This window comes from Streptomyces formicae, assembly GCF_002556545.1.
Taxonomy (GTDB): Bacteria; Actinomycetota; Actinomycetes; order Streptomycetales; family Streptomycetaceae; genus Streptomyces; species Streptomyces formicae_A.
In genome coordinates this window covers 7,422,666-7,445,511 of the sequence record NZ_CP022685.1, presented here as the reverse complement: position 1 = coordinate 7,445,511, position 22,846 = coordinate 7,422,666, and the positions used below count along the sequence as shown (strand labels likewise).

Sequence of the window (22,846 nt, the reverse complement as noted above, 5' to 3'; positions counted from 1 at the left end):
GAGGCTCGCGCCATGACCCGATTCAGCGAAGCCGAGCGCGCGTACCTCACCTCCCAACGCCTTGCCCGCATGGCGACCGTCGATCCCAAGGGTCAGCCGCAGGCCAACCCGGTCGGCTTCTTCCCGCAGGCGGACGGCACGATCCTGGTGGGCGGCCATGCCCTGGCCACCACGAAGAAGTGGCGCAACCTCCAGGCGCACCCGAAGGTGTCCCTGGTCGTGGACGACATCGTCAGCGTCACCCCGTGGCGGGTCCGCGGCGTGGAGATCCGCGGCAGGGCCGAACTCCTCACCGGCCCCCATGACTTGGGCCCGCACTTCAGCGAGGAGTTGATCCGGGTGCATCCGGAGTGGATTCACAGCTGGGGGCTCGATCGCTGAAGGGCCACGTGGCAGCGGCCGTACGAGCGCCACGGGCGCCAGGTGTCGGGGGTCGGCTCGGGGGTGCCGGGGAGTGCCACGTCCGGGTCGCCGAGGGCGCGCATCCGGATCAGGGCTGCGGTGGGCGCGTCCATGCCGGGCAGGGCGAGCAGGGCCGCCTCCGCGTCGTCGCGGTCGGCGCCCGCGTCCAGGCGCAGGGTGCCGGCGGCGAGGGCCGTGGCCAGGGCGCCGAGCGGTCCCGGCTCGCCGGTCAGGTCCTCGGGGGCGGGGAAGACGTGGGTGAGGACGCCGCACGCCGCGTCGAGCGCCTTGCCGTGCCGCGCCACGAGGCGTTCGGCGGCCGCGCGGCCGACCAGGGCGCGCACCGCGAACTCCTCGGGGTCCGCGGCGCCCGGCGAGCGCAGGCCGGGGCGCGCCGCGACGAGCGGGGCCAGCCGAGGGTCGGCGCCGAGTCGCTCGTCGACGGCGTACGGATCGGCGTCCAGGTCGAAGAGGCGGCGCAGGCGCTGCACGGCGGTGGTGAGGTCGCGCAGGTCGGCGAGGTGGAGCCGGGCGTCGAGCCAGCCGCCGCGGTGCAAGGCGTCGGCGCTCGACCCGGCGCCCGCGGCGGGCTCGGGGACCGCCTCCCTGACGGCCACGATGCCGGTGCCGTAGGGCAGCCGCAGCGTCCGCCGGTAGGTGCGGTCGCCCGGCTCGCCCGTCACCTCCTCGATGCCGTCCAGGGCCTCGCGGGCGAGCAGGTCGAAGACGGCCCCTGCCTGGTACAGACCCCGGTGGGCGAGGCGCAGCGGGATGCCCGCGGCGGGGGTCGCCCTGGCCGTACCGCGCTTGGGCGCGGCGGCGCGCAGGGCGGTCGGCGTCAGCGCGTACACCGCCCTGATCGTGTCGTTGAACTGCCGGACGCTCGCGAACCCCGCGGCGAACGCGATCTCCGTGATCGGCAGGTCCGTGGTCTGGAGAAGCACCCGCGCGGTGTGCGCGCGCTGCGCCCTGGCGAGCGCGACCGGGCCCGCGCCGAGCTCCGCGGTGAGCTGGCGCTGCACCTGGCGGGCGCTGTAGCCCAGGCGCACGGCGAGCCCCGGCACGCCCTCGCGGTCGACCACACCGTCCCCGATCATGCGCATGGCGCGCCCCACGACGTCCGCGCGCACGTTCCACTCGGCCGAGCCGGGCACGGCGTCCGGCCTGCACCGGCGGCAGGCGCGGAAGCCGGAGGTCTGGGCGGCGGCCGCGGTCGTGTAGTAGCGGACGTTCTGACGCTTGGGGGTGACGGCGGGGCAGCTGGGACGGCAGTAGATCCCGGTGGTCTCGACGGCGAAGAAGAACTCCCCGTCGAACCGGGCGTCCCGGCTGCGCACGGCCTCGTACCTGGTCTCTGCATCGATCACGCCATCCATTGTGTGCCGGGACGAGCACGTCGGCTGGCGGAATTCGGACACGACGCTGAGGAGGGGCGAGGCGCGCCCCGCAAGGGGCGCGGGGAACTGCGCGCTCAGCCCGAACGAACCCGCAGCGCCCCACCGCCCCACCGCCCCTCACCACTCAGCGCACACGCCCCCGCTTCGCCTCCATCGCCGCCTTCCCCTCCGCCCCGCGGAGCCGCCACTCCCGCCGAAGCTCCGCACGGACCCTCGCATCGGTCTTGGCGACGATCCGCTGGTTCTCCCGCATCAGCTTGCGGTAGCTGTCGAGGCGCCGTTCGGGCAGCACGCCGTCGTCCACGGCGGCGAGCACCGCGCACCCCGGCTCGGCGCCGTGCGCGCAGTCGTGGAACCTGCACCGCTCGGCCAGCTCCTGGATCTCGGAGAAGACCTGTCCGACGCCGGTCCCTGCGTCCCACAGGCCGACGCCGCGCAGTCCGGGCGTATCGATGAGGACCCCGCCGCCGGGCAGCACGAGGAGGTTGCGGGTGGTCGTGGTGTGGCGGCCCTTGCCGTCCACGTCACGGATCGCCTGCACCTCCATGACGTCGGCGCCCGCCAGCGCGTTGGCGAGGGTCGACTTACCCGCGCCCGACTGCCCGAGCAGCACCGACGTACCGCCGGAGACGACCGCGGCGAGGACGTCGACGCCGTCCCCCTCGGCGGCGCTGACCGGCAGCACCGGCACGCCGGGCGCGGAGGTCTCCACGTCCTGGACGAGGTGCGCGAGCGTCACGGCGTCCGGCACGAGGTCGGCCTTGCTGAGGACGACCACCGGCTGCGCGCCCGACTCCCAGCCGAGCGCGAGGAACCGCTCGATGCGCCCGAGGTCGAGGTCGCCGGTGAGCGGCACCGCGATGATCGCGTGGTCCACGTTGGCCGCGAGGATCTGCCCCTCGGACCGCTTGGACGAGGTGGAGCGTACGAAGGAGGAGCGGCGCGGCAGATACGCGCGTACGTAACGGGGGTCGCCGCCGTCCGGGTCCACGGCGGCCCAGTCGCCGGTGCACACGACCTTCAGCGGGTCGCGCGGCGTGACGAACTCGGTGTCGGCCCGCACGGGCCCTTCGGTGGTGATGACGTCGCACTGCACTCGGTCGACGCGGACCACCCGTCCGGGCAGCAGACCCTGCGCCGCATACGGGGCGAACTCGGCCTCCCAGTCCGCGTCCCAGCCGTACGGGGCGAGCGGGTGCGGGGAAGCCGGACTCGGGAGGGAAGACGTGCGAGAAGAAGAGGAAGAGGAAGAGGAAGACAAGGGGTGACCCTTCACAAGGGTGGCCCCCGGCGCACGCGTCGACCGGACGCGTGGAAGAAGAGGTAGGTCAGCCGGAGACCACGGAGGTGAGATGAACGGAGTTCTGGATGCGGGCAGCGCCCATCGCAACGACAGCCATCGTTCACACCTCCTGGATCACACGCGGATCGCACTCGACTGACGGCGACCGCCACCGGTCGCCGAAGAACACGACAGAGACTAGCCAGCACTCCGACCGGAGCGCCACCGGTTTTATTCGGGGACCGGCAGCGCGTTGCCGCTGGCGTCGCACCGGACCGTCCAGGGCGAGTCGGAGCCGCCGAGGTTCTCGTGGAAGCGGACCTTGACCTCGGTGGGGGGCCCGGAGCCGGGGACGTCCGCGTGGGCGGCGGTGCAGGCGAGCTGGCTGACGGCGGCGACCTGGAGGTCCCTGATGGTCAGCGGCAGATAGACGTCGACCGCGTCGGTGGCCGCGGTGGCGCTCAACCGGCCGTGCATGGGCGGGACTTCACTGATCAGACCGCGTTCACGTTCGGCGCCGGTGGGGCCTTCGAGGAGGAGGTCGAGGGCCTGCTGCGGGCCAAGCGGCCGGTCGGTGGGGCGGGACGCGGAGCGCAGACCGTAGGGGCCCACGAAGTAGAGGCGGGCGTACTCGGCGCTGGTGCCGGGACGCTGGATGCCGGAGGCGGGCGCACCCGCCTGCTGGGGCCCCGTGGCGCTGATGCCGCAGCCGGTCACCGCTGCGGACAGCAGGAGAGCGAGGGCCAGGATCCTCCGGGACCTGCGCCCGGTGCGTGCCCTTGCCGTCACGACCGTCCCCCTTCTTCGGGATCGTGGGGCGGGAGCGGGAGCGGGATCACGAGCGTGAACTCGGCTCCGCCGCCAGGGGAGTTGGCGACCGTGAGCGACCCGCCGTGCAGGCGCGTGTTCTCCACGGCGATGGCCAGGCCGAGGCCGCTCCCCTCGGAACGGGCGCGGGCCGCGTCCGCCTTGTAGAAGCGGTCGAAGACGTGCGGGAGTACGTCGTCGGGGATGCCGGGGCCGTGGTCGGTGACGGTGACGGTGACGATGGCGACGGCGGCGGTACGTCCCGGAGCCTGGTCGAGCCGCGCGCGTACGACCACGGGCGCGGCCCCGTGCCGCAGCCCGTTGCCGATCAGATTGGCCAGCACGACGTCGATCCGCCGGGGGTCGACCCGGACGCGGATGTCGTCGGGCACCTCCACGACGACCTGCCCGTGCGGCTCCGACCAGCCGCGCAGCCGCACGGTCTTGGTCACGAGCGTGCGCAGGCCGACCTCGTCGAGGTGGAGCGCCGCGGCGCCCGCGTCGAAGCGGGAGACCTCCATGAGGTCCTCGACCATGCGCACGAGCTTGCGGGTCTCGTCGCTGATCAGGAGCACCGCGTCGGCGGTGTCCACGGGCAGGGCCCCGCTGTGCGCGTCCTCGTCGAGCACCTCGGTCACCGCGGCCATGGCAGCCAGCGGCGTACGCAGCTCGTGCGCGACGTCGGCGGCGAAGCGGCGGGCGGTGGCCTCCATGCGGCGCAGCTCGGCGTCGTCCTTCTCCAGGGTGGTCGCCATCGTGTTGAACGTCCGGGTGAGGTCGGAGAGTTCGTCGTGTCCCGTGACCGGGAGGCGCGTGCCGAGTTCGCCGGAGGCGATCCGCTCGGCGCCGTTGCGCAGCCCGCGGACGGGGCGCAGCACCCTGCGGGCCGCGAACAGGGCCGGGACCAGGGCGAGTACGAGCGCGGGCACGGCGCCCGCCTGCGCGGCGGTGACCAGTGCGTCGATGTCGGCCTTGTCGTCGTCCAGGGAGAACTCGGCGTACACGACGAGCCCCGACGCCTTCCCCGGGTCGGCGTCCCCGCCGGTGGCGGCCGCGTACGCGACGGGCATGCCGATGGCGAGCCGGGGGGCGCCGTCGTGCGTGGTGCGCTGGGTGACGGTGCCGCCCCGCTCCCCCACGGCCTCCCGCAGCGCGGCAGGGACCGCGGGCGGCCGCTCGGTGCCCGGGGCGGTGACCAGGGGCCCGTCGCGGTAGGCGGCCGCGGTGCGCCAGGCGCGGGAACCCCCCGCCCGGTCCAGTTGGAGGGTGAAGTTGCGCAGGTCCTGCGTGCTGGGCGGGAAGGGCAGGTCCGGCGCGAGGGATTCGAGTTGGGCGCGCAGGTCGTGCACGGCGCTGTCCTGCGTGCGGTCGATGATCGCGGACCGGGCCTCGCGGAACGTCAGGGCGGCGGTGATCAGCGCGCTGAGCGCCGAGACGGCGAGGAACGCGACGACCAGCCGGACCCGCAGCCCGCGCGGCATCCTCACCTTCACGCCCCGCCCCCGGCAGGCCCGGGCCCATCGGAATCCGGCCCGGCAGGCACCGGCCCGAAGCGGTACCCGAACCCCCGCACCGTCTGGACGTACACCGGCTTGCGCGGATCGTCCTCGATCTTGCCGCGCAGCCGCATGACGCAGGCGTCGACGAGCCGGGCGTCGCCGTAGAAGCTGTGCTCCCAGACCTGTTCGAGGAGGTGCTGGCGGCTGAAGACCTGGCCCGGTGCGGCGGAGAGGAAGAGCAGCAGCTTCAACTCCGATGGGGCGAGCACCAGTTCACCGCCGTCCTTGGCGACGAGCAGCGCGTTGCGGTCCACGGTGAGGCCGCCGTGGGTCTCCACGTGGGGCAGCCCGTCCCGCCCGTGCGGCCCGCTTCCCGCCGCCGGGTCCTGCGGGACCACGCGGCGCAGGACCGCCTTCATCCGCGCCTCGATCACCTCGCCGCTCGCCGGTTTGACGATGTAGTCGTCCGCCCCCGCCTCCAGGCCGACGACCAGGTCGACGTCGTCCCCGCGCGCGGAGAGGATGATGATCGGGAGCTGCCGGGTCTCGCGGATCCTGCGGCACGCCTCGAGCCCCGACATGCCGGGCAGCATCAGGTCGAGCAGGACGAGGTCGGGCCGGAAGCGGTCGAGGGCGAGCAGGCCCGTCTCACCGCTCCCCGCCACCTCGATCTCGTGCCCCCGGCGCCGCAGCGCCAGCGTCACCCCCTTCCGCACGGCGGGATCGTCCTCGATCAGCAGAACTCGTGACATGGCGACGCGCACCGCTTTCCCTCTGGACATGTCCTTGCCCTTTGTACGTTCTCCCGGCCGCCGCGCGTGGGACGCGGGGCGGCCGGGGCCGCTGTGTGACGGACTCAACGGCCCGTGGTGAGCCGTGTGACGTCCACCGATCCCGCCCCGGCCGTGGGTGCGGGGATGGCGGCCCACAGGGCGACGAGCGCGGCGAGGGCGGCGACGAGCGCGAGCGCCCCGGTGCGGCCGTGCGCCCAGCGGGCCCGGAAGCGGACGGGGTTCTCCACCAGGTACGTGGAGGCCGCCGCGGCCGCAATGGAGACGGTGACGACGAGGGCGGTGCGGCCCCAGCCGGACAGTCCCGTGCGCTCCTCGCCGAGCAGCACGTAGAGGGGCCAGTGCCACAGGTAGAGGCTGTAGGAGATCCGCCCGAACCAGCGCGGCACCGCACTGCCGAGCAGCCGTCCCGCGCTTCCTTCCGGCGCCTGGGCGAGGCAGCCGATGAGCAGGGCGGCGGCCAGTGCGTGCAGGAAGAGTCCGCCTCGGAACAGGGAGGGCGAGCTCTGCCCGTCGGCCAGCGCCCAGGACGTGCCGATGCCGAGGAGCAGGACCCACGCGCCCCAGTGCGCGGCGCGGCGCCCCGCGCGGGCCAGGAGGCGAGCCGCGGGCCCGGTCGCCATCAGCGCGCCGAGCAGCAGCGAGAAGGCGCGGGTGTCCGTGCCCTCGTACACGCGCGTGGTGTCGACCGGATCGACGAGGACGATCATCAGCGCCAGCGAGACGGCGGCGCCCGCGGCGGCCACCACCGCGACCCGGCCGCTCCCCCGTGACCGGCCGTGCGCTCCCCCTGCCCCGCCGCGCGTCGCGAGCAGGCCGAGCACCAGCGGCCAGACGAGGTAGAACTGCTCCTCGACGGCGACGCTCCACAGGTGGCTGAACACGCGGGTGTCGGCGGAGTCCCAGTAGCCGACCTGGTCGGCGATGAAGTGCCAGTTCGCGACGTTGCCGATCACCCAGGGCGCGTCGTCGAGCCCGAGGCGCAGCAGGGACGCGGAGCCGAAGGCCCACACCAGGAGGAGCGTCCCCGCGACGGTCACGGCGAGGGCGGGCAGCAGGCGCCTCGCGCGCCGCCCCCAGAAGGCCACGAGGTCGACGCGGCCGGTCCGCGCCGTCTCCGCCAGGAGCAGCCCGGTGATCAGGAACCCGGACAGCACGAAGAACAGGTCGACGCCGAGGAATCCGCCGCCGAGGTGTCCCGCGTGGAAGAACAGCACCCCGAGGACGGCGAGACCGCGCAGGCCGTCCAGGGGCGCGATGTGGCGCCGGGCGGGGCGCGCGGGCGCGGTCCCGGGCTCACGCGCGGGCAGGTGTACGGGCGTAGGCATCGGCACGGACTACTTGCAGCCGAGCGGGGCGTACACCTTGTCGCCCGTCCACGATCCGGTGGCCCACCGGTCGAGCGGCGCGGGCTCGAAGGAGTACCGCTTGCCGAGCTCGCCGGTCAGCCACTGGGCGAACGCGGCCGAGCCCTGCTGGCAGGAGTGGATGCCGTCCTTGCTGCGCTGCGCCTTGGGCGCGGCGTGGTCGGTGCCCCACAGCGCGGCCGCGTCGAGGAAGCGGACCTTGCCCTCCTTCTTGTCGGCGACCTCCTCGGCCGACTTGGGGGCGGTCTTGATCTCGGCGGCGTGCGGCTTGTAGAAGTCGTCGATCTTGAAGGGCGGCGCGGACACGATGACGAGGTCGGCACCGGCCTCGTTCACCTGCTTCGCGAGGCGTTCGTACCCGGCACGCTGCTCGTCCGGTGTGCCCCAGTCGTAGGTGGTGATCTGGTAGGCGACGACGTCCGGCTTCGCGGACTTCAGCTCCTTGGCGAGCTGGCCCCAGGTGGGCTTGGCGATCTCACCGACGACGCCGCCGCCACCGGCGGCCGCCATGGAGGTGAAGTCCGCGTCGCCCGCCTTCAGGGCGGCGCCGAGCGCCGGGGCCTCGGCCTCGGCGATGGAGTCGCCCATCCACAGGACCGTCGGCGCCTTCGCGTTCTTCCGCGCGTCGGACGACTGCTCACCGGAGGGCTGACCGCCGCCGCAGGCGGCCAGCGCGACCACACCGGCCGCGGCGATGAGGGCGAGGGCGGCGGGGCGGCGGACGGAACGGCTCGGAAAGGAATCGGCGGTGGTGTTCTTGTTGTTCATGCCGCCCAGCGAAACTCCCGGAACCGCTGGTCGGGGGCGCCGTCATCGTTTCATCACGTACCGGGGGCACTGCCGTCATACGCGGCGATCACCCCCGTCACACGGAGCCTCCACCGCCCCCTACGGGCACCCGTTCTTGAACGTCTTCTGGAACGTCCGGTACGAACCGAGCGACCCCCCGCCCTTGGGCGTCGGGTACTCGATCACCGGCACCGGCTTGCACACCGGCCACTGCTCCGTGTCCGAGGACTTCTCGAAGCCGTACGTGCCCGCGGCGCCGCGCAGGCAGCCGATGCACCGCGTGGTCTCGCCGGTGTCCACGATGCTCGCGTCGATGAGGGTGTTGTAGACGTCGTCCTTGGTCGGCGTGCCGGACGGGGAGGGGGACTTCTCCGTGCCGCCGCGGCCCTCGTTGGCGTCGGTGAACGAACGGTCGAAGGCGTTGGCCAGCAGCATGAACGCGTCGTGGTACATGATCGCGTACCCGTCGTCGAGCGGCTTCGCGCCGAAGTCGAAGCGCTTGTGGAGCTTGTCGAAGACCGGCAGGAAGTCGCGGAGGCCGACGGGGGCGCCGCTCTTCTGCTGCTCCCAGCGGGGGGCGACGGAGGCCGCGGCCACGATCGAGGTCTTGGTCTCGCGCAGCATCTTCGTCAGCTCGTCGGTGGTGAGCGTCGGCTCGAGGCCGATGCCCACCTTCAGGATGCGCAGGGGGGTGCGGTGATCGCACGAGGGCTCCTGCGACAGGCGTTTGACGAGGGCGGGCAGGTCCTGGTCGCGGCCCGCGAAGAAGACCGTGTCGGAGTCGGTCACGCAGATCTTCTGGGCGGCCGACTGGAAGCGCTGGGGAATGCCCGCCGCGGGCCCCGTGGAGCCGAGGAAGGACGCGGACCGCTTGCGCAGGCCGTACGCCGCGTCGAACTTCTGCTCCATGAGGCGCTGGAGGTTGCGCGAGTACACGTCGTCGGGGCGGCTGTCGAAGACGAGGAAGCCCTTCTTCTTGCCCGGGTTCTTCTTGAGGTGCTGGTCGAGCGCGTCCACCATCATCTGGTTGTTCGGCGAGGTCTTGAAGAAGTACGGGGCGTTCATGTCGGCGGAGGTGATGACCGGGCCGACCGTCGCGATGCGGTGCCTGCTCAGGGAGTTCATCGCGTCGCGCGTCTCCGGCGTGCTGCTGGGCAGGCCCATCACGCCGACGAGCGGGGACTCGTGGTCGTCGGCGATCTCGGAGAGGTCGTCGACGACGGGCCGCCACTGGTCGAGGTCCTTGCCGTCGTGCGCCATCAGGAGCTGGTAGTGCGGCCCGCCCGCGCTGTTGGCCCGCACCTGGGCGACGTGCGCGCCCGCGAGGGCGCGCCGGATCATCGCCGCGGTCATGGCGCTCGAATCGTCCGACGTGAACGGCATCATCAGCGCGATCCGCCCGTACGGTATGGGGTTCTCGCCCTTCTCCGGCGACTCCCAGGCGCGCTTGACCCGCTCGTTCTCGTCCGCCACCGCCCGGATCAGGCCCTCTACGTCGTCATCGGCGTCGAACGCGTCCTCGGTGACGCCCACGCACTCGCCGCCGTGCTTGGCCAGGCCGCCCGCGCAGTCATCGGGGCGCAGCGCGAGGTAGACGACAACGCCCACCGCGATCAGGACCAGCGGCACCACGACGGCGATCGCCTTGTCGAGCGGTCCGAATCCGTTGCGGCGTCGCCTCAGTCGGCTCAGGAGCATGCTTCCTCACAGTTCGGGCAGCGGCAGGGGGCGCTTCTCGCGGGCCGCGGCGGGCCAGGTGCGGGCGGCCTGGCTCAGGACCGCGCGCCACGTCTGGTGCCGCAGCGAGAGGAAGGCGAGCTCGGCGCCGATGTCGTCGCAGAGGTCGGCCTCCGGCTCCGCGTGCGCGTCGGAGAGGTACCACAGGCCGTGCAGCAGCCTGTTGATGCAGCGGTCTATCTCGTCGATGTCCTGGTAGCGGTCGTCGTGGGCGCCCGCGGCCGTCGCGGCGCGCACGTCGGCCCAGTCGGCGGACGGCGGCGCGGGCGCGGTCGCCGCGTACCGGAGGCAGTCGAGCCAGCGCAGCGCGCTCGGCCTGTCCTGCTCGGAGTGGTACTCCTCGGAGAGCGCGGCCACCACCGTGCGCGCGTCACCCGCCGCCAGCGTGTGGCGCAGCGCGTCCGCCTCGCTGTCCTCGCCGCGCGTGGTGTGGTGGCGCCTGAGGAAGCCGTGGATCTCCTGCCAGCCGCGGCGCGACTCGCTGCCCTGCGAGGTGCGCCGCGCCTCGTGGACGAGGAGCGTGTGCAGGAGCGGGTCGGCGGCCAGCGGGCGGTCCTGCGGCGTTTCGTGCTGCCACTGCTCGGACTCCAGGTAGTCGGCGGCGGCGTTCGCGGGCAGTTGTTCGGGGCCGTCCAGGCGCAGATGGGCGGCGAGCGCCTGCGCGGCGGTGCTGTCCCTGGCCAGTGAGAGCGGCACGAGGCGCTGGCGCTGGTGCTGGGCGGGCAGCAGCCGTTCCAGGATGACCCGGCTGACGGGGTCGCCGTCCTCGGTGGTGAGGTCGAGGAGGTCGCGCGGCCCGAGCGGTCCCGCGTCGCGGGCCCCTGCCGCCACGGCGTCGGCCCGCGTCAGGACGGCTTCGCAGAGCAGCGCGCAGGCCAGCGGGTGGCCGCCGGTGACGGTGTGCAGCGCGGAGGCGAGATACGGGTGCAGGGGCACGGAAGCGCTGTCCAGCATCAGCAGGATGTCGTCGCGGCTGAGCGGGGTCAGCGGCACCACGAGCAGCCCCGCCGAAGGGGCGTGTCCGGTGCGGCGCCAGCTGAACGGGCCGACCAGGTCGGGCAGTTCGCAGCGCACGGCGTCGGTGGCGGCGGGCGGGGCGTCGCCGAGGCGGGTCGCGACGACCACGAGCGGGTCGTGGTGGGAGGCTTCGGGCCTGGCGCGGTATTCGAGGATCAGGTCGATCAGGCGCTCCCCCGCGGCGGAGTGCGTGTTGTCGAGCAGGACGAGGGGGCGCGGGTCGCGGTTGAGCCGCTGCCATTTGCTGCGGGCCGCCTCGATGTCCTCCAGGAAGGCGTGCACGAGGGTCTGTTCGGCGGCGCGCCGGTAGTCGCCGCCGCGGTGGAACCACTCGGCGAGCCGTACGAGACCGTCCTGCCCCTCCGGCGCCTGGGCGTTGCGCGCGCTCTCCGCGTAGCGCTCCTCGTACCACTGGCGCAGCGGCGCGGCGCTGCGGGCGCGCGTGTACCGCTCGAAGTACTCGGCGAGCACGGCGTAGTGGACGGCGTGCGGGTCGTGGTGCGGGCGCGCCGCGCCCGGCGGTCCTTCGGTCTCCGTCCTGCCCGACGCCTCCTCCAGGCGGGCCCGCACCCGCGAGGACCAGGTCTGGGCGACCTCGGCGCGGCTGCCCGGTTCCAGGGCGCAGGCGACGAGGAGCCTGGCCACGCGCGCGGCGGCCCGGGACCGCTCGGGTTCGTTGTCGCGGTGGCCGCCCGCGACCGCGACGAGCCCGGGGAGCAGCAGCGGGAACCGCCTGCCGAGGTCGGGGGCGAGGGCGCACACCAGCTCTTCGAGGAGCTCCACGACGAGGCCGGAGGCGGCGGTGTCGAGGTGGGCGAGGGGCAGGCGGCCCGTGTAGTGCCGCTCAAGGGCGGCGAGCACGGCGGTGCGGCCCATGCCGTGCCGCCCGGTGAGCAGGACCACGGGCAGGTCCTTGTCGTACTCCCATGGCACGCGGACGCGCTTGGCGTAGGCGAGTCCTGTGAGGCCGGGGACGAGGGAGTGCAGGAGCGGATCGCGTGCGTACAGCCGAGGCGCTTCGGATGTGTGCATCTCGCTGGAAACCGCTCCCGTCCTTCGCCGCCTGCCCCGATCAACCGACCCGAGGGCCAGTGAAGTTACTCCCTTCACTATCCACTGGCCAGAGCGCTCGGGGCAGGCAGTTGGGCATATCCCCGCGGTACGGGACCGGTTTCGGCGTCAGGTGCGCGGGCGTACGACGAGTTCCGCGCCGGGGGGCAGCGTGTCGGCGTCGACCACCTCGCCCGGATAGTCGAGCTGCACGCGGCGCAGGCCCACGATGCCCCGGAGGTGGCCGAGCTCGACGGTGTCGAACTGCGACAGGTGGATCTCCTGGAGTCCCGTCAGGCGCCGGGCGATCCGCCGCAGCGAGATGGCGGCGCCGGGGCGGGCCCGCACCTCCAGGCGAGTCAGCTGCGGGAGGGGGGTGCCCGGTGGGAACAGCATCAGGCTGAGCTGCTCGTTCGAGAGCCGCAGCACCCGCAGCTCGCCCAGCTCGGCGAGCTTCGCGTCCCAGTCGTCGGGGCGCAGGCGGTCGCTGGCGTTGTGCAGCCGCAGCTCGCGCAGCCTCACCAGGCGGGTCACGTCGGCGAGTTCGACGGCGTCCGGCGGCAGGGCGAGCAGCCGGAGCTCCTCGGGGCGCGGCAGGTCGCGCAGACCGCGCCAGGGCACCTCGGCGCCCAGGATCAGCGCGTCGAGCCGGGGGCACGCCGACAGCCGTGCCAGGGGCTCCAGTTGGGGCAGTTCGGCGAGGGTGAGGCGGCGCAGGTTCGGCAGTCCGGTCAGCGGCGCGGTGTCGCTGATGGTCCGGCAGCCCTGCAGCGTGAGCGCTTCGAGGGAGCCGAAGGCGGTGAGGAAGCCGAGTCCGGTCAGGCGCATGTTGCCGCGCAGCCGCAGCTCGCGCAGGCGTCCCGCGTCGAGCGCGCCGAGGATCTCCTCCTCGGTGAAGTCGCCCTGCAACGTCACGCGTCCGAGCCCCGGCAGCGTGCTCAGCGCCTTGAGCTCGGCCGCCGAGCGCACGGTGACGGCCTCGTCGGCGCCCGCGGCGAGGAGCGGCTGGATGATCTCCTCGGCGTACGCGTCGGTGTCGAACCGGTCCCAGTGCGCGAGGAGTTGGGCGCGCACCCCGGGCTGCCGGGTGGTCAGGAACTCGCGCAGGCGGGCCAGTGCCGCGTCGCCGCCGATGCGGCAGATCGCGTGGGCGGTGGTCACCTCGGCGTCGCCTTCGAGGGTGTCGGCGGCGGGCAGCAGGCCGAGCAGCAGCGTGCCGGTCTCGGCGAGGGCGCGCGCCTCGCGCAGGCTGCGCGGCGGCAGGAGCTGGGCGGCGCGCTCCTCGACGGTCTCGCGGACGGCCGGGTCGAGCCGGGTGGCCTGGTCGAGGGAGGCGAGCGCGAGCAGCCGCAGGCGGGCCCGGACCGCGGTGTCCCGCTCGCGGTCGGCGCGGCCGGTGAGGCGGGTGAGGAGTTCGGCGCGCTCGTCGGGCCTGGCCTGGGCGACGGCCATCTGGAGGACGTCCTCCCACTGGTCCAGGTGCGCGTGCGCGACGAGCGCCCCGATGTCGTGCTCCTCCAGGGCGGCCTTGGCGCCGAGGAAGTCCTGGAAGGTGCGGTGGATGAAGACCACGGCGTCGTCGGCGGGTTCGCGCAGGAGTCCGGAGCGGTCCAGGAGCAGCCGCAGCACGTCCTCGGCCGTACCGGCGCCCGCGAGTTGCGGCACGGAGGGCCGCAGCCGCTCGATGAGGTCGACGGCGTCCTGCCTCTTCAGCCGGGTGCGTTCGTTGCGGATCAGCCAGTACGCGAGGCGCTTGAGGGGTTCGGTCGCGGACTTCTGGTCCAGTTTCGGTGCCCGGCGTCCGTACAGGTCGCGTTCGCGGTCGCGGCGCTCGAGGAGCATCGAGAGGGCCGCCTCGTACAGCGCGACGCGGCCCTGCGGCAGGAAGCCGCGGCGCTCGCGGTGCAGGGCGCAGATCAGCGCGCACAGCAGCGGGTTGGTGGCCAGGCGGCTCAGTTCGGGGCTGGCGCGCAGCGACCTCAGCAGGGACTGCGCGAGCTCGTCGCCCCCGCCCGCCGCCTCGTGCCAGCGCCGGATGAAGCTCCGCACGTGCCCCGGCCGCATGGGTGTGAGGGTGTACTCCTGGAAGCCCTCGCGGCCCAGCCAGTCCCTGGGCAGCGCGGAGGGGCGCGTGGTGACCAGCCACAGGTTGCCGGGGAACGTGGTGCGCAGTTTGGTGAGCCAGGCGCGGGTGCGGGCCCGCTCGGCCTCCGGGATCTCGTCGACGCCGTCGATCAGGAGCACGCCGCGCCCGGCCGACAGGACGCGCACGGCCCATCCTTCGGGCTCGGTGCCGACCAGCGGGCAGCCGATCCACCTCAAGAACCCTTCCGGCATGGGCAGTTCGGCGTCGTCGCGGGCCAGGGTGCGCAGCGGCAGGACGAACGGGATCCGGCCCAGGAGCTGGGGCAGGTGGCCGGGGACCTGGTCCTGCCGTGCGGTGGTGAGGGCGAGCCACTGCACGAGCGTGGTCTTGCCGGTGCCCGCGACGCCGCGCAGCAGGACGCGGTCGTGTCCTGCGAGCACGGTCTCGACGGGACCCGCGGCGCGCTCGGAGTCGAGGTCGGGGTCGGCTCCGCGCCCGTCCGCGTCTCCGTTGCCGGGGCCGGGGACGGGTTCGACGGGGTCGCGGGCGGGCACGGCCTCCAGGCTCAGGTAGGCGGTCTCCAGGGGCCAGGCGTGGCTCTGCGGGTCGTGCAGGTCGACGCCGTAGATGGTCAGGCTGCTGTGCTGGCCGACGATGTAGTCGGCGTAACCGCGCTCGAAGTCCGTGTCCTGCGCGGGGGTGGACGGCAGCCGTTCCAGGAGGAGTTCGAGGTGTTCCTGCTGACGGCCGAGTCGCTGGAGCACCTCGACCTGGGTGCGGCCCGCGAAGCCGGGGCGGAGGCTGAACTGGTGCACCAGGTGCAGGCAGGCGGTGACGAGCAGCCGGTCGTGCAGCCGCGCCGCGTCGTCGCTGAGCAGGGCGCGGGTCTCGGGGGCGCTGGCCCGCACCAGGGCGGCGGCGAGCTTCTCGGGGCCGAGGTCGTAGGCCTGCACGTCGTCCATGTCGAGGTCGCCGAGCGCGCGCAGGGTGTGGCCGAGCGCGTAGCCGACGGCGTTCTGTTCGTCGGGCGCGATGGGCGGGTCGTGCGGGCCCGCGGCGCGCACGGCCCTGCGCACCAACTCTCTTGCCAGTTGGTAGAGATCGGCCTCGCCGAGGGTGCGCCGGTCGCCGGTGAAGGACAGCAGCCGCCCGATCCGAACGGGCCGCTCCCCGAACTCCGCGCCGGGACCCTTCGGCGGCAGCAGCAGCCGTTTGACCAGGGGCACCATGACCGACGACGCGATGCGCAGCCCTACCGTTCCCGCGTCCACCCAAGCCCCCATCCGCGCACGGACCGCCTGGGGGAACCCTAGAGGCTGCGCGGGTCCCGGGCTACGGCGCAGAGGGTCACGCGGAGCGGTGCGCGAAGCGGTCGGCCGCCCGGCGGCCGCGCCGTTCGAGGGGCAGCGCGCCGTGGGCCGCCGCGCGTTCCGGCCGCCCAGAGGCCTGATGGCGTGCCGAGTTGGCGGGCCAGGCCGAAGGTGTCCAGTACCTGTTCGGCCAGCCGCTCGGCGCTCTCCGGTGGCAGATAGCCGTCGACAATCATCCGGGACAGGCCATGGACAAGGGCCTGCCCGGCCAGACCCACCACCGCCGGATCCCCCGCGCGCAGGTCGCCCGCGCGCTGGTCCGCGAGGATGAGCCCGGTGAACGCCGTCTCGATGGCGGTGAGCCGCGCGTCCGGTTCGGCCGGTCCGCGGGGCCCGAACACCAAGGGCTTCACCAGTGGGAACCGGCGCGGATGGCGGATCGCGCAGCGCACGAAGCCGAGGCCGAAAGCGCGCGTCGCGGAACCCTCGGAGCGCTCGACGGCGGCGATCCGCCACGCTTCGCAGTCGGCCGGAATCCGTTCGGCCAGCGCCGTCAACAGCGCCTGGCGGTCCGCGAAACGGCGGAACGGCGCGCCGGGCGAGACCCCGGCGCGACGCGCCACCTCGCGCACGCTCACCCCGTCGGGGCCGCTCTCGTCGAGCAGTCCGAGCGCGGCGGGCACGGCAGGGCCGCCGACCTGCCGCACGGACGCCCCCCGGTTGAGCGGAGGGGGCGATTCCGGCCAGATGTCCCGTGCGGGTGATCTGGCCGGTCTTGCCGTGTACCGGATAGATGCCCCGGGCATCCAATGAGGGCAGATAAGGGACTCTTCGCTTGCGAGGTACATCCATGACGGAATCAGTCGCTTTCCCGCAGGACCGCACCTGCCCCTATCACCCGCCCACCGCGTACGAGCCGCTCCTCGACGACCGCCCGCTCTCCAAGGTCAGCCTCTTCGACGGCCGGTCCGTCTGGTTCGTCACGGGCCACTCGACCGCCCGTTCGCTGCTCGCCGACCCGCGGCTCTCCTCCGACCGCGAGAGCCAGGGCTTCCCCGCGCCCACCGAGCGCTTCGCCCGCGTCCGCACCAAGCGCGTCGCCCTGATCGGCGTCGACGACCCGCTGCACAACGCACAGCGGCGCATGCTGATCCCCAGCTTCTCCGTCAAGCGCGTCAACGGACTGCGGCCGCGCATCCAGGAGACCGTCGACCGGCTCCTCGACGACATGATCGAGAAGGGCTCGCCCGCCGAGCTGGTGAACGCGTTCGCGCTGCCCGTGCCCTCCATGGTCATCTGCGCCATGCTCGGGGTGCCCTACGAGGACCACCTCTTCTTCGAGGAGCAGTCGAGCCGCCTGCTGCGCGGGCCGGGCGCCGACGACACCCAGCACGCCCGCGACCAACTGGAGGCGTACTTCCACGCGTTGATCGAGACCAAGCGGCGCGAACCCGGCGACGGGCTGCTCGACGAACTGATCGTGCGGCAGCGGGAGTCGGGCGAGCCGGACACCGAGGAACTGGTCGACCTCGCCCTGATCCTGCTGATCGCGGGCCACGAGACGACCGCGAACATGATCTCGCTCGGTACGTTCACGCTGCTCAGTCACCCCGAGCGGCTCGCGGAGCTGCGCGCGGGACTGCACGCGGAGCCGCCCCTGATGCCCGCCGCCGTCGAGGAACTGCTGCGCTTCCTGTCCATCGCGGACGGCGTGCTGCGGGTGGCGAAGGAGGACATCGAGATCGCGGGCAGCACCATCCCCGCGAACGACGGCGTGGTCTTCTCCACCGCGCTCATCAACCGCGACACCGAGGTCTTCGAGACGCCGCAGGAGCTGGACTGGCACCGCACCAACCGCCACCATCTCGCCTTCGGCTTCGGCGTCCACCAGTGCCTGGGCCAGAACCTGGCGCGGGCCGAGCTGGAGATCGCGATGCGGAGCCTCTTCGACCGGTTGCCGGGCCTCCGTCTGGCCGTGCCCGCCGACGAGATTCCCTTCAAGCCGGGTGACACGCTCCAGGGAATGATCGAACTCCCGGTGGCGTGGTAGGAGATGAGCATGACCATCCACGTAGAGAAGGACCGCTGTGTGGGCGCGGGCATGTGCGCGCTCACCGCTCCCGGCGTCTTCACCCAGGACGACGACGGCCTCAGCGAGGTGCTGCCCGGCCGCGAGGACGGCGCGGACGACCCGATGGTGCACGAGGCCGTGCGGGCGTGCCCGGTGTCGGCGATCGCCATCGAGGAGCCCTGACACCCGACGCCCGGCCTCGTCGGGGGGGGCGGGTTCAGCCCGCCCCGTCGGGCCGGACCCCCCGCCGGATCCCTGTCCGCGCCTCGACGGCCTGCTCCAGGGTGAGCCCTTCCCCGGCGTCGTCCGCGGGTTCGAGGAACCCGTGGATCAGCGCGAGCGAGACCGTGCCCATCAGGGAGCGGCACCGGTCGTGGTCGAGGACGCCGGAGCCCGGGTCGCCGATCGAGCGCAGGATGATGCCGTCCGTGGCGGCGGACAGCGCGTTCGCGAGGTCGTCGAGGGTGAGCCCGGGCCGCAGCCGCAGGTTCCTCGCCTCGATGACGTCGGCGTAGAGCTCCTTCCAGGAGGAGAGGTAGCCCCGGTAGGTGTCCGCGAGGGCCCGCTGGACCGTGTCGTCGCCGTCGGCGACCGCCATCAGGGCCAGGCTGAGCCGCACGGACGGCGTCCTCGCGCCCTCCGCGGTGTGCCGGTACGCCGTCTCGTGGACGGTCCGCACGAAGTCGTCGCCGGTCACGAGCCGTTCGGTGTCGACCGCGCGCCGCTCGACGTACCCGGGACGGTAGTTCACCGGCCACATCGCGAAGTTGATGAGATCGGCGACGTAGTCCGACTGGGTGCGCCACTGCGTGCGGAGCGTCGAGACGACGCCGCGCCGGGGGAAGACGGAGGGATTGTTGGCGACCTCGCCGGCGACCGCGCGCTGCGAAAGGAAGGCGAGCACGGCGCGCTCCACCCGGTAACGGCCCCGCACGCTGGTGGCGCGGGCCGCGCCGGGACCCAGGTGCTGCTCGACCAGACGCATCCCCGCTGCGAGGTAGGCGGCGGTGTGCGGGTCGTTGGCGAGCCTTCGACGGCCCGCCGCCGTCCGCCGGTTGAGGTGGCGAAGGACCGGGGACAGGTCCTGGTCGTAGGGGAAGGGCAGGTGGCGCTTGCGGGGGTGCGGCTCAAGGGCCTTGGCCGGGCCCGGAGTTGCGGTTGCGTCCATCCCGACATGCTGGGGCTCCGGTCACCGGCGCGCCAGGTGCGCGGGCGCGCGCGATGTCAATTGCCGCGGCACAGGGCGTGGTCGACGAGGTCGCGCAGCGCCTCCTCCTGCCGGGCCGCGGCCTTCGGGTCCGCGGCGCGGCTGTGCGCCGAGACGGTGACGGTGCGCCGACCGTCCGTGGTGGTCGCCGCCCGGACGACGTAGCCGAAGCCGCTGCCGCCGTGCCCGAGGTAGCCGCCGCCGCAGGACAGGGGGGTGAGGAAGAGGCCGAGGCCGTCGCGGGTGCCTTCCCGCTCGCCAGCGCGGCGAAGAAGCGGTTGAGGTCGCGGGCCGTGCCGGTCATCGAGCCGTCGGCCCCGCTGTCGAAGGGGCGGTAGGGGATCGTGGTGTCGACCATCGGTCCTGCCGGGGTGAACTGCTGGTGGTCGGCCGCGTGCGGACGCGGCAGGAAGGGCCGGATGCCGGGGGTGTCGGTGTCCCGCAGGCCGAGCGGGCGCAGGACCCGGTCGTGGACCTGCTGTTCCCAGGTGCGTCCTGTGACCTTCTCGATGATCATTCCGGCGAGCACGTAGTTCGTGTTGGAGTACGCCCAGCCGGTACCCGCAGGGAAGGCGGGTTCATGGCGCATGGCCAGGCCCACCAGCTCCTCGGGCTCGTAGGCACGCCACCGGTCGGCGAAGTACGTGCCGCAGCAGATCCCGCAGGGTGATGGTCCTGCCGTCGTTGCCCACCCCCCTCACGACTCCCGGCAGCAGCTCCTCCACCGTCTGGTCGAGGGAGAGCCGCTTCTCGCCCACCAGTTGCAGGACGACGGTGGCGACGAACGTCTTGGTGGTGCTGCCAAGACGCAGGTACCCGTCCTTCGGGACCGGGCGGCGGGTGACCAGGTCCCCCACCCCGGAGCGGGCCGTGACGGCCCCGTGCGGGGTCTCCAGGCGGACCGCCACCCCGGTGACCCCGGCGTCCCGCAGCGCGTCGGCGTCGCGCTGCACGGAGCGGGACGCGCCGGACGGGTGCGGCACGGCCGAGGCCGCGACGGGCGAAAGGGACGACGAGGCGAGCGCGAGCACCACGGCTGACAGCCACGGACGACGGAAGATCATGCCCCGAGGCTAGGAACGGCGCGGACCACCGGCCATCCGGCGGACGCCCGCCCGGAACGGGTGCCAGCCGGATGGACACCAGGCCATACCCGCCCGGTCAACTCCCCTACTCCTCCCCCGAATTGCGCGCACCCGCGCGCCTGGGAGACGCCCCGGCACCGCTGTATACCGGGATGCCACCACCGGACCCGTCCCTCAACGAGGTGTGACCGCCGATGCCCGTCACCGTGCTCCTGCCGATCCTCGCCTGCGCCGCCGTCGGCCACGCCGCGGTCCGGCTCGTCCTGTGCGCGCTCGCCGCCCACGCCACCCGCAGGGCACTCTCCCCGACGGCGGTCGGCACCGGCGTACGCGCCCACCGGCTTGCCGTGCTGAGGGCCCTGCTCGACGTACTGGGGCGGCGGTGACGGGACCCTAGCCGCGCAGCGTCACCGTGAAGCTCCTGCCGTACGCGTGGTGGGTGTCGACCTCGATGCGGGTGCCGCCGCGCGCCGGTGTCACCCGGACTCCGGGGGCCGGGGCGGCCGCGCGCAGGGGGCGGCCGCGCAGCAGCAGCGCGACCGTGTCGCGGGCCATGGTCGGGTCGGAGACGGCGACGGTCGTCGTGCCGTGCGGGGCGTCGCGGCGCACGAGGACCGAGGCGGGGCCTTCGACGCGCAGGTCCCCGGCCTCGTGGCGGCCCCGCGTGAAGCTGTTGGCGGCCGTCAGGCCGAGGCCCCGGTGGGTGACGGCCTGGAGGCGTGCCGTGTTGGAGAGGACGGTGAGCGGCCGCCCGCGCCGGTGGGCGCGCAGCTGGTCCTCGGTCGCGTTCGGCACCAACGCGTAGGCCAGGCAGGTCGGTTCGGCTCCGGCGGCGCTGTCCACGGTGACGCCGAACACGGTGCGGGTGACGGCCGTGTCCGGGTTCGCGGTGCGGACGGCGCGGCGGCTGCGGGTGACCCGGTCGAGAGTGACCCGCACCGGCGGGGCGTCGAGGAAGACGTAGCCGACGGCGGTGTCGCGCGTGGCGTCGGCGTAGCGCAGCCAGCGCAGGGCGGCGGTGCCGGGGCCCGTCCAGGGGCGTCCGCCGCGACGCGCCCCGGTGAGCGTGATCCGGTCGTCGGGGGCCGCGATCCGGGCGTCGACGGTCGTGGTGACGGCGCGTCCCGCCGCGTCGCCGACGTCCGCCGCGAGCACCACGATCTCGTCGTCCAGCAGGAACCACGACTTCGTGGCCCGCGCGCCCCGGTAGACCACGAAGTCGTCGGGCAGGATCTTCCGGTCCCGGTAGGCCACGTCGCTGGACTGCACCAGGCCCGCCGCGCCGTATGCCCCAAGGACGGCGCCGCCCGACCAGCCGTTGGTGCCGCGCGGGAAGTAGACGTAGGTGTTCTGCGACTCGGACGACGCGGTGAAGTGCAGCGGGTGCCCGGGGTTGTCGTAGTACGGCTTGCCGTACAACTCCGGTACGGTGCGCCGCTGTTCGACCGGCGCGGTGACGCCCGCGAGGCCGTACGGCGAGACGGTGGTGAAGTAGTCGACGCCGAACGCCTGGGTCTGGTCCTGGCCCGCGAGATAGAGGTAGTGCGCGCCTTCGCCCTGGAACCACGGCATGAGGTTCTCGCCGTTCATGTACTCGTACTTGCTGATCCGGTCGGAGCTGCGCGCGAGCGCGAACGCGTAGCCGGGCCTGCGGTGCACGGTCTTGTCCATGGCGTTGAACGCGACGCTGCGGTCCCGGGGGTTGAGGTCGGCGGGCGGCACGGAGGCGTCGGCGACGATGTCGGCGTGGCGCGCGACGCTGACCGGCGAGACGAAGCGGGCCGGGTCGATGCGGGCGCGCGAGGTGGCGCCGACGTGCTTGACGTAGCTCTTCAGGGCGGTGGCCTCGGCGCCCGTGGCGAGCGAGGAGAGGTCGACGACGGCCTCGACGACCACCGCGACGTCGGTGTAGCCGGAGTCCGTGCGCGCCACCGCGCGGCCCTTCACGATCTCCATCATCCAGCCCTCGAAGATCACCGGCGCGAACCCGTCGCGCACCCAGCCGTACACGGTCGGCACGAGTTCCTCACCGTGCGCGTAGCCGGTGCCCGCCAGGAACAGGAGCGTCTGCACGACGCGGGTGAGCAGGCCCTTTCCGTACGAGCCCGTGTAGGCGACGGAGCCGTGCTGGAGGAAGGAGCCGTCGGCGTAGTGGCCGTCCGTGACCCCGTGCCTGCGGTGATAGGGGTCGATGGTGACGAAGACCGTCAGCTGGTCGGTGAGGGCCTTGGCGATGCGCGCGTCGCCGCCCTGGGCCATGACGGCACCCTGAAGGATGCGGTTGGTGGTGATGTCCGCGAGGTTGGCCCCGGTGTGGAAGCGGGAGTCGAGGTCGACGTCGCCGTTCTTGCCGTTGCGCAGGTAGGCGTCCATGGAGGCGACATAGGTGGCGATCAGCTCGGGGCGCTGCGCCCTGACGGGGTCGGCGAGCAGCACGAGGGTCCGGCTGATGTGCTGGGAGATCCCGATCTCCCAGTGGAACCAGTTGCCGTAGTACCCCTTGGACTGGTCCCCGTAGTACCGCTCGTGCAGCCAGACCAGGCCGTCGATCACCCGGCGCTGCACGGCCGCGTCGCCGTACAGGTCGGCGGGGGCGCCGGGGGTGCGGGTGACCAGGGCCGTCTCGTACAGACGACGGTAGGCGGTGTTCAGGTTGGCCTCGTCGGTGCCGAGCACCAGACCGGCGAAGAGCTCGCCGTCGCCCGCGTCGTCCATCGCCTTCAGGTTGGCGCGGGCCGTCTTCTCGATCGCCGCGATCTTGGTGGCGGTCTCGGGGCGGGCGTTGGACGCCTCGGTCCCGGCGAAGACCGCCACGGTGTTGGCGAGCAGCCGCGCGGTGTCCCCGGCGGCGGCCGCGGCACCCGCGGGCGGCACGGGGACCACCGCGAGGAGTCCGGCGGCCGAGAGAGCGGACAACAGGCGTCTGCGCGTGATCTCCATGGCGTCCTC

At 73.3% G+C, this 22,846-nt stretch carries 19 protein-coding genes; 4 read left to right on the top strand and 15 right to left on the bottom strand.

All coding sequences use genetic code 11. The annotated features are described in order from the left end of the window. Positions 1-12: 12 nt before the first annotated feature. Entirely contained in the window at positions 13-381 is a 369-nt protein-coding gene (locus tag KY5_RS32390) for a PPOX class F420-dependent oxidoreductase (protein WP_098245538.1), read from the top strand. On the opposite strand, the gene KY5_RS32385 is transcribed toward KY5_RS32390, so the two are convergent. The 11 genes from KY5_RS32385 to KY5_RS32335 all read right to left on the bottom strand — a co-directional run bounded on the left by KY5_RS32385 (position 357) and on the right by KY5_RS32335 (position 16,241). Then, the gene (locus KY5_RS32385; RefSeq protein WP_098245537.1) at positions 357-1,778 is read right to left on the bottom strand and encodes a bifunctional transcriptional activator/DNA repair enzyme AdaA; all 1,422 of its coding nucleotides are present in this window, start codon (positions 1,776-1,778) and stop codon (positions 357-359) included. The genes KY5_RS32390 and KY5_RS32385 overlap by 25 nt on opposite strands. A gap of 145 nt (positions 1,779-1,923) precedes the next feature. Next, a complete protein-coding gene (gene rsgA, locus KY5_RS32380; RefSeq protein ID WP_098245536.1) occupies positions 1,924-3,060 on the bottom strand; it encodes a ribosome small subunit-dependent GTPase A in 1,137 nt (378 codons plus the stop codon). A gap of 252 nt (positions 3,061-3,312) precedes the next feature. Further along, positions 3,313-3,870 carry a GerMN domain-containing protein gene (locus KY5_RS32375; RefSeq protein ID WP_098245535.1) on the bottom strand — a complete coding sequence of 186 codons (558 nt, stop codon included), beginning with the start codon at positions 3,868-3,870 and terminating at the stop codon, positions 3,313-3,315. Continuing rightward, a complete protein-coding gene (locus KY5_RS32370; RefSeq protein ID WP_098247604.1) occupies positions 3,867-5,369 on the bottom strand; it encodes a sensor histidine kinase in 1,503 nt (500 codons plus the stop codon). The genes KY5_RS32375 and KY5_RS32370 overlap by 4 nt, the downstream gene beginning before the upstream one ends. An 8-nt stretch (positions 5,370-5,377) precedes the next feature. Beyond that, positions 5,378-6,139 (bottom strand): response regulator, encoded by a 762-nt coding sequence (locus KY5_RS32365; protein ID WP_098247603.1) that lies wholly within the window; start codon positions 6,137-6,139, stop codon positions 5,378-5,380. Between the two features lie 104 nt (positions 6,140-6,243). Then, complete coding sequence (locus tag KY5_RS32360) at positions 6,244-7,506, bottom strand: acyltransferase family protein (protein WP_098245534.1); 1,263 nt, start codon at positions 7,504-7,506, stop codon at positions 6,244-6,246. 9 nt (positions 7,507-7,515) lie between these two features. Further along, entirely contained in the window at positions 7,516-8,313 is a 798-nt protein-coding gene (locus KY5_RS32355; protein WP_098245533.1) for an SGNH/GDSL hydrolase family protein, read from the bottom strand. Between the two features lie 120 nt (positions 8,314-8,433). After that, entirely contained in the window at positions 8,434-10,032 is a 1,599-nt protein-coding gene (locus KY5_RS32350) for an ABC transporter substrate-binding protein (protein ID WP_098245532.1), read from the bottom strand. Between the two features lie 6 nt (positions 10,033-10,038). Next, the gene (locus KY5_RS32345) at positions 10,039-12,120 is read right to left on the bottom strand and encodes a hypothetical protein (RefSeq protein ID WP_098245531.1); all 2,082 of its coding nucleotides are present in this window, start codon (positions 12,118-12,120) and stop codon (positions 10,039-10,041) included. A 147-nt stretch (positions 12,121-12,267) separates the two neighbouring features. Further along, positions 12,268-15,495, bottom strand: coding sequence for an NACHT domain-containing protein (locus KY5_RS32340; protein WP_098245530.1), 3,228 nt, complete (start codon positions 15,493-15,495; stop codon positions 12,268-12,270). A 38-nt stretch (positions 15,496-15,533) separates the two neighbouring features. Then, complete coding sequence (locus KY5_RS32335) at positions 15,534-16,241, bottom strand: TetR/AcrR family transcriptional regulator (protein WP_159072641.1); 708 nt, start codon at positions 16,239-16,241, stop codon at positions 15,534-15,536. Positions 16,242-16,384: 143 nt separating this feature from the next. Here KY5_RS32335 and KY5_RS32330 point away from each other — a divergent pair, with 143 nt between their 5' ends. Both KY5_RS32330 and KY5_RS32325 read left to right on the top strand, forming a co-directional pair. Continuing rightward, on the top strand, positions 16,385-17,584 hold the full coding sequence (locus KY5_RS32330) for a cytochrome P450 (RefSeq protein WP_098245528.1): 1,200 nt from the start codon (positions 16,385-16,387) through the stop codon (positions 17,582-17,584). Between the two features lie 9 nt (positions 17,585-17,593). Further along, positions 17,594-17,788 carry a ferredoxin gene (locus tag KY5_RS32325; RefSeq protein WP_098245527.1) on the top strand — a complete coding sequence of 65 codons (195 nt, stop codon included), beginning with the start codon at positions 17,594-17,596 and terminating at the stop codon, positions 17,786-17,788. A gap of 34 nt (positions 17,789-17,822) precedes the next feature. Here the strand turns inward: KY5_RS32325 and KY5_RS32320 are convergent, their stop codons facing one another. Genes KY5_RS32320 through KY5_RS43125 form a run of 3 tightly spaced genes read right to left on the bottom strand, consistent with a single transcriptional unit; the run spans position 17,823 to position 19,876 of the window. Further along, positions 17,823-18,773: a TetR family transcriptional regulator C-terminal domain-containing protein gene (locus KY5_RS32320; protein WP_098245526.1), complete on the bottom strand. Its 951-nt coding sequence runs from the start codon at positions 18,771-18,773 to the stop codon at positions 17,823-17,825. After that, positions 18,733-19,401 carry a serine hydrolase domain-containing protein gene (locus KY5_RS43130; protein ID WP_324965463.1) on the bottom strand — a complete coding sequence of 223 codons (669 nt, stop codon included), beginning with the start codon at positions 19,399-19,401 and terminating at the stop codon, positions 18,733-18,735. Before KY5_RS43130 ends, KY5_RS32320 begins: the two co-directional genes overlap by 41 nt. Next, positions 19,391-19,876: a serine hydrolase gene (locus KY5_RS43125; RefSeq protein WP_324965461.1), complete on the bottom strand. Its 486-nt coding sequence runs from the start codon at positions 19,874-19,876 to the stop codon at positions 19,391-19,393. The genes KY5_RS43130 and KY5_RS43125 overlap by 11 nt, the downstream gene beginning before the upstream one ends. Positions 19,877-20,091: 215 nt before the next feature. Here KY5_RS43125 and KY5_RS32310 point away from each other — a divergent pair, with 215 nt between their 5' ends. Next, complete coding sequence (locus tag KY5_RS32310) at positions 20,092-20,283, top strand: hypothetical protein (protein WP_098245525.1); 192 nt, start codon at positions 20,092-20,094, stop codon at positions 20,281-20,283. 7 nt (positions 20,284-20,290) lie between these two features. Here the strand turns inward: KY5_RS32310 and KY5_RS32305 are convergent, their stop codons facing one another. Next, on the bottom strand, positions 20,291-22,837 hold the full coding sequence (locus KY5_RS32305) for a polysaccharide lyase family 8 super-sandwich domain-containing protein (protein WP_098245524.1): 2,547 nt from the start codon (positions 22,835-22,837) through the stop codon (positions 20,291-20,293). Positions 22,838-22,846 lie beyond the last annotated feature (9 nt).

Coding starts and splice junctions, on each gene's coding strand:
- KY5_RS43125 (WP_324965461.1), bottom strand. CDS start 19,876: ATGATCTTCCGTCGTCCGTGGCTGTCAGCCGTGGTGCTCGCGCTCGCC.
- KY5_RS32390 (WP_098245538.1), top strand. CDS start 13: ATGACCCGATTCAGCGAAGCCGAGCGCGCGTACCTCACCTCCCAACGC.
- KY5_RS32350 (WP_098245532.1), bottom strand. CDS start 10,032: ATGCTCCTGAGCCGACTGAGGCGACGCCGCAACGGATTCGGACCGCTC.
- KY5_RS32365 (WP_098247603.1), bottom strand. CDS start 6,139: ATGTCACGAGTTCTGCTGATCGAGGACGATCCCGCCGTGCGGAAGGGG.
- KY5_RS32310 (WP_098245525.1), top strand. CDS start 20,092: ATGCCCGTCACCGTGCTCCTGCCGATCCTCGCCTGCGCCGCCGTCGGC.
- KY5_RS32370 (WP_098247604.1), bottom strand. CDS start 5,369: ATGCCGCGCGGGCTGCGGGTCCGGCTGGTCGTCGCGTTCCTCGCCGTC.
- KY5_RS32345 (WP_098245531.1), bottom strand. CDS start 12,120: ATGCACACATCCGAAGCGCCTCGGCTGTACGCACGCGATCCGCTCCTG.
- KY5_RS32330 (WP_098245528.1), top strand. CDS start 16,385: ATGACGGAATCAGTCGCTTTCCCGCAGGACCGCACCTGCCCCTATCAC.
- KY5_RS32325 (WP_098245527.1), top strand. CDS start 17,594: ATGACCATCCACGTAGAGAAGGACCGCTGTGTGGGCGCGGGCATGTGC.
- KY5_RS32360 (WP_098245534.1), bottom strand. CDS start 7,506: ATGCCTACGCCCGTACACCTGCCCGCGCGTGAGCCCGGGACCGCGCCC.
- KY5_RS32305 (WP_098245524.1), bottom strand. CDS start 22,837: ATGGAGATCACGCGCAGACGCCTGTTGTCCGCTCTCTCGGCCGCCGGA.
- KY5_RS32355 (WP_098245533.1), bottom strand. CDS start 8,313: ATGAACAACAAGAACACCACCGCCGATTCCTTTCCGAGCCGTTCCGTC.
- KY5_RS32385 (WP_098245537.1), bottom strand. CDS start 1,778: ATGGATGGCGTGATCGATGCAGAGACCAGGTACGAGGCCGTGCGCAGC.
- KY5_RS32320 (WP_098245526.1), bottom strand. CDS start 18,773: ATGGACGCAACCGCAACTCCGGGCCCGGCCAAGGCCCTTGAGCCGCAC.
- KY5_RS43130 (WP_324965463.1), bottom strand. CDS start 19,401: ATGCGCCATGAACCCGCCTTCCCTGCGGGTACCGGCTGGGCGTACTCC.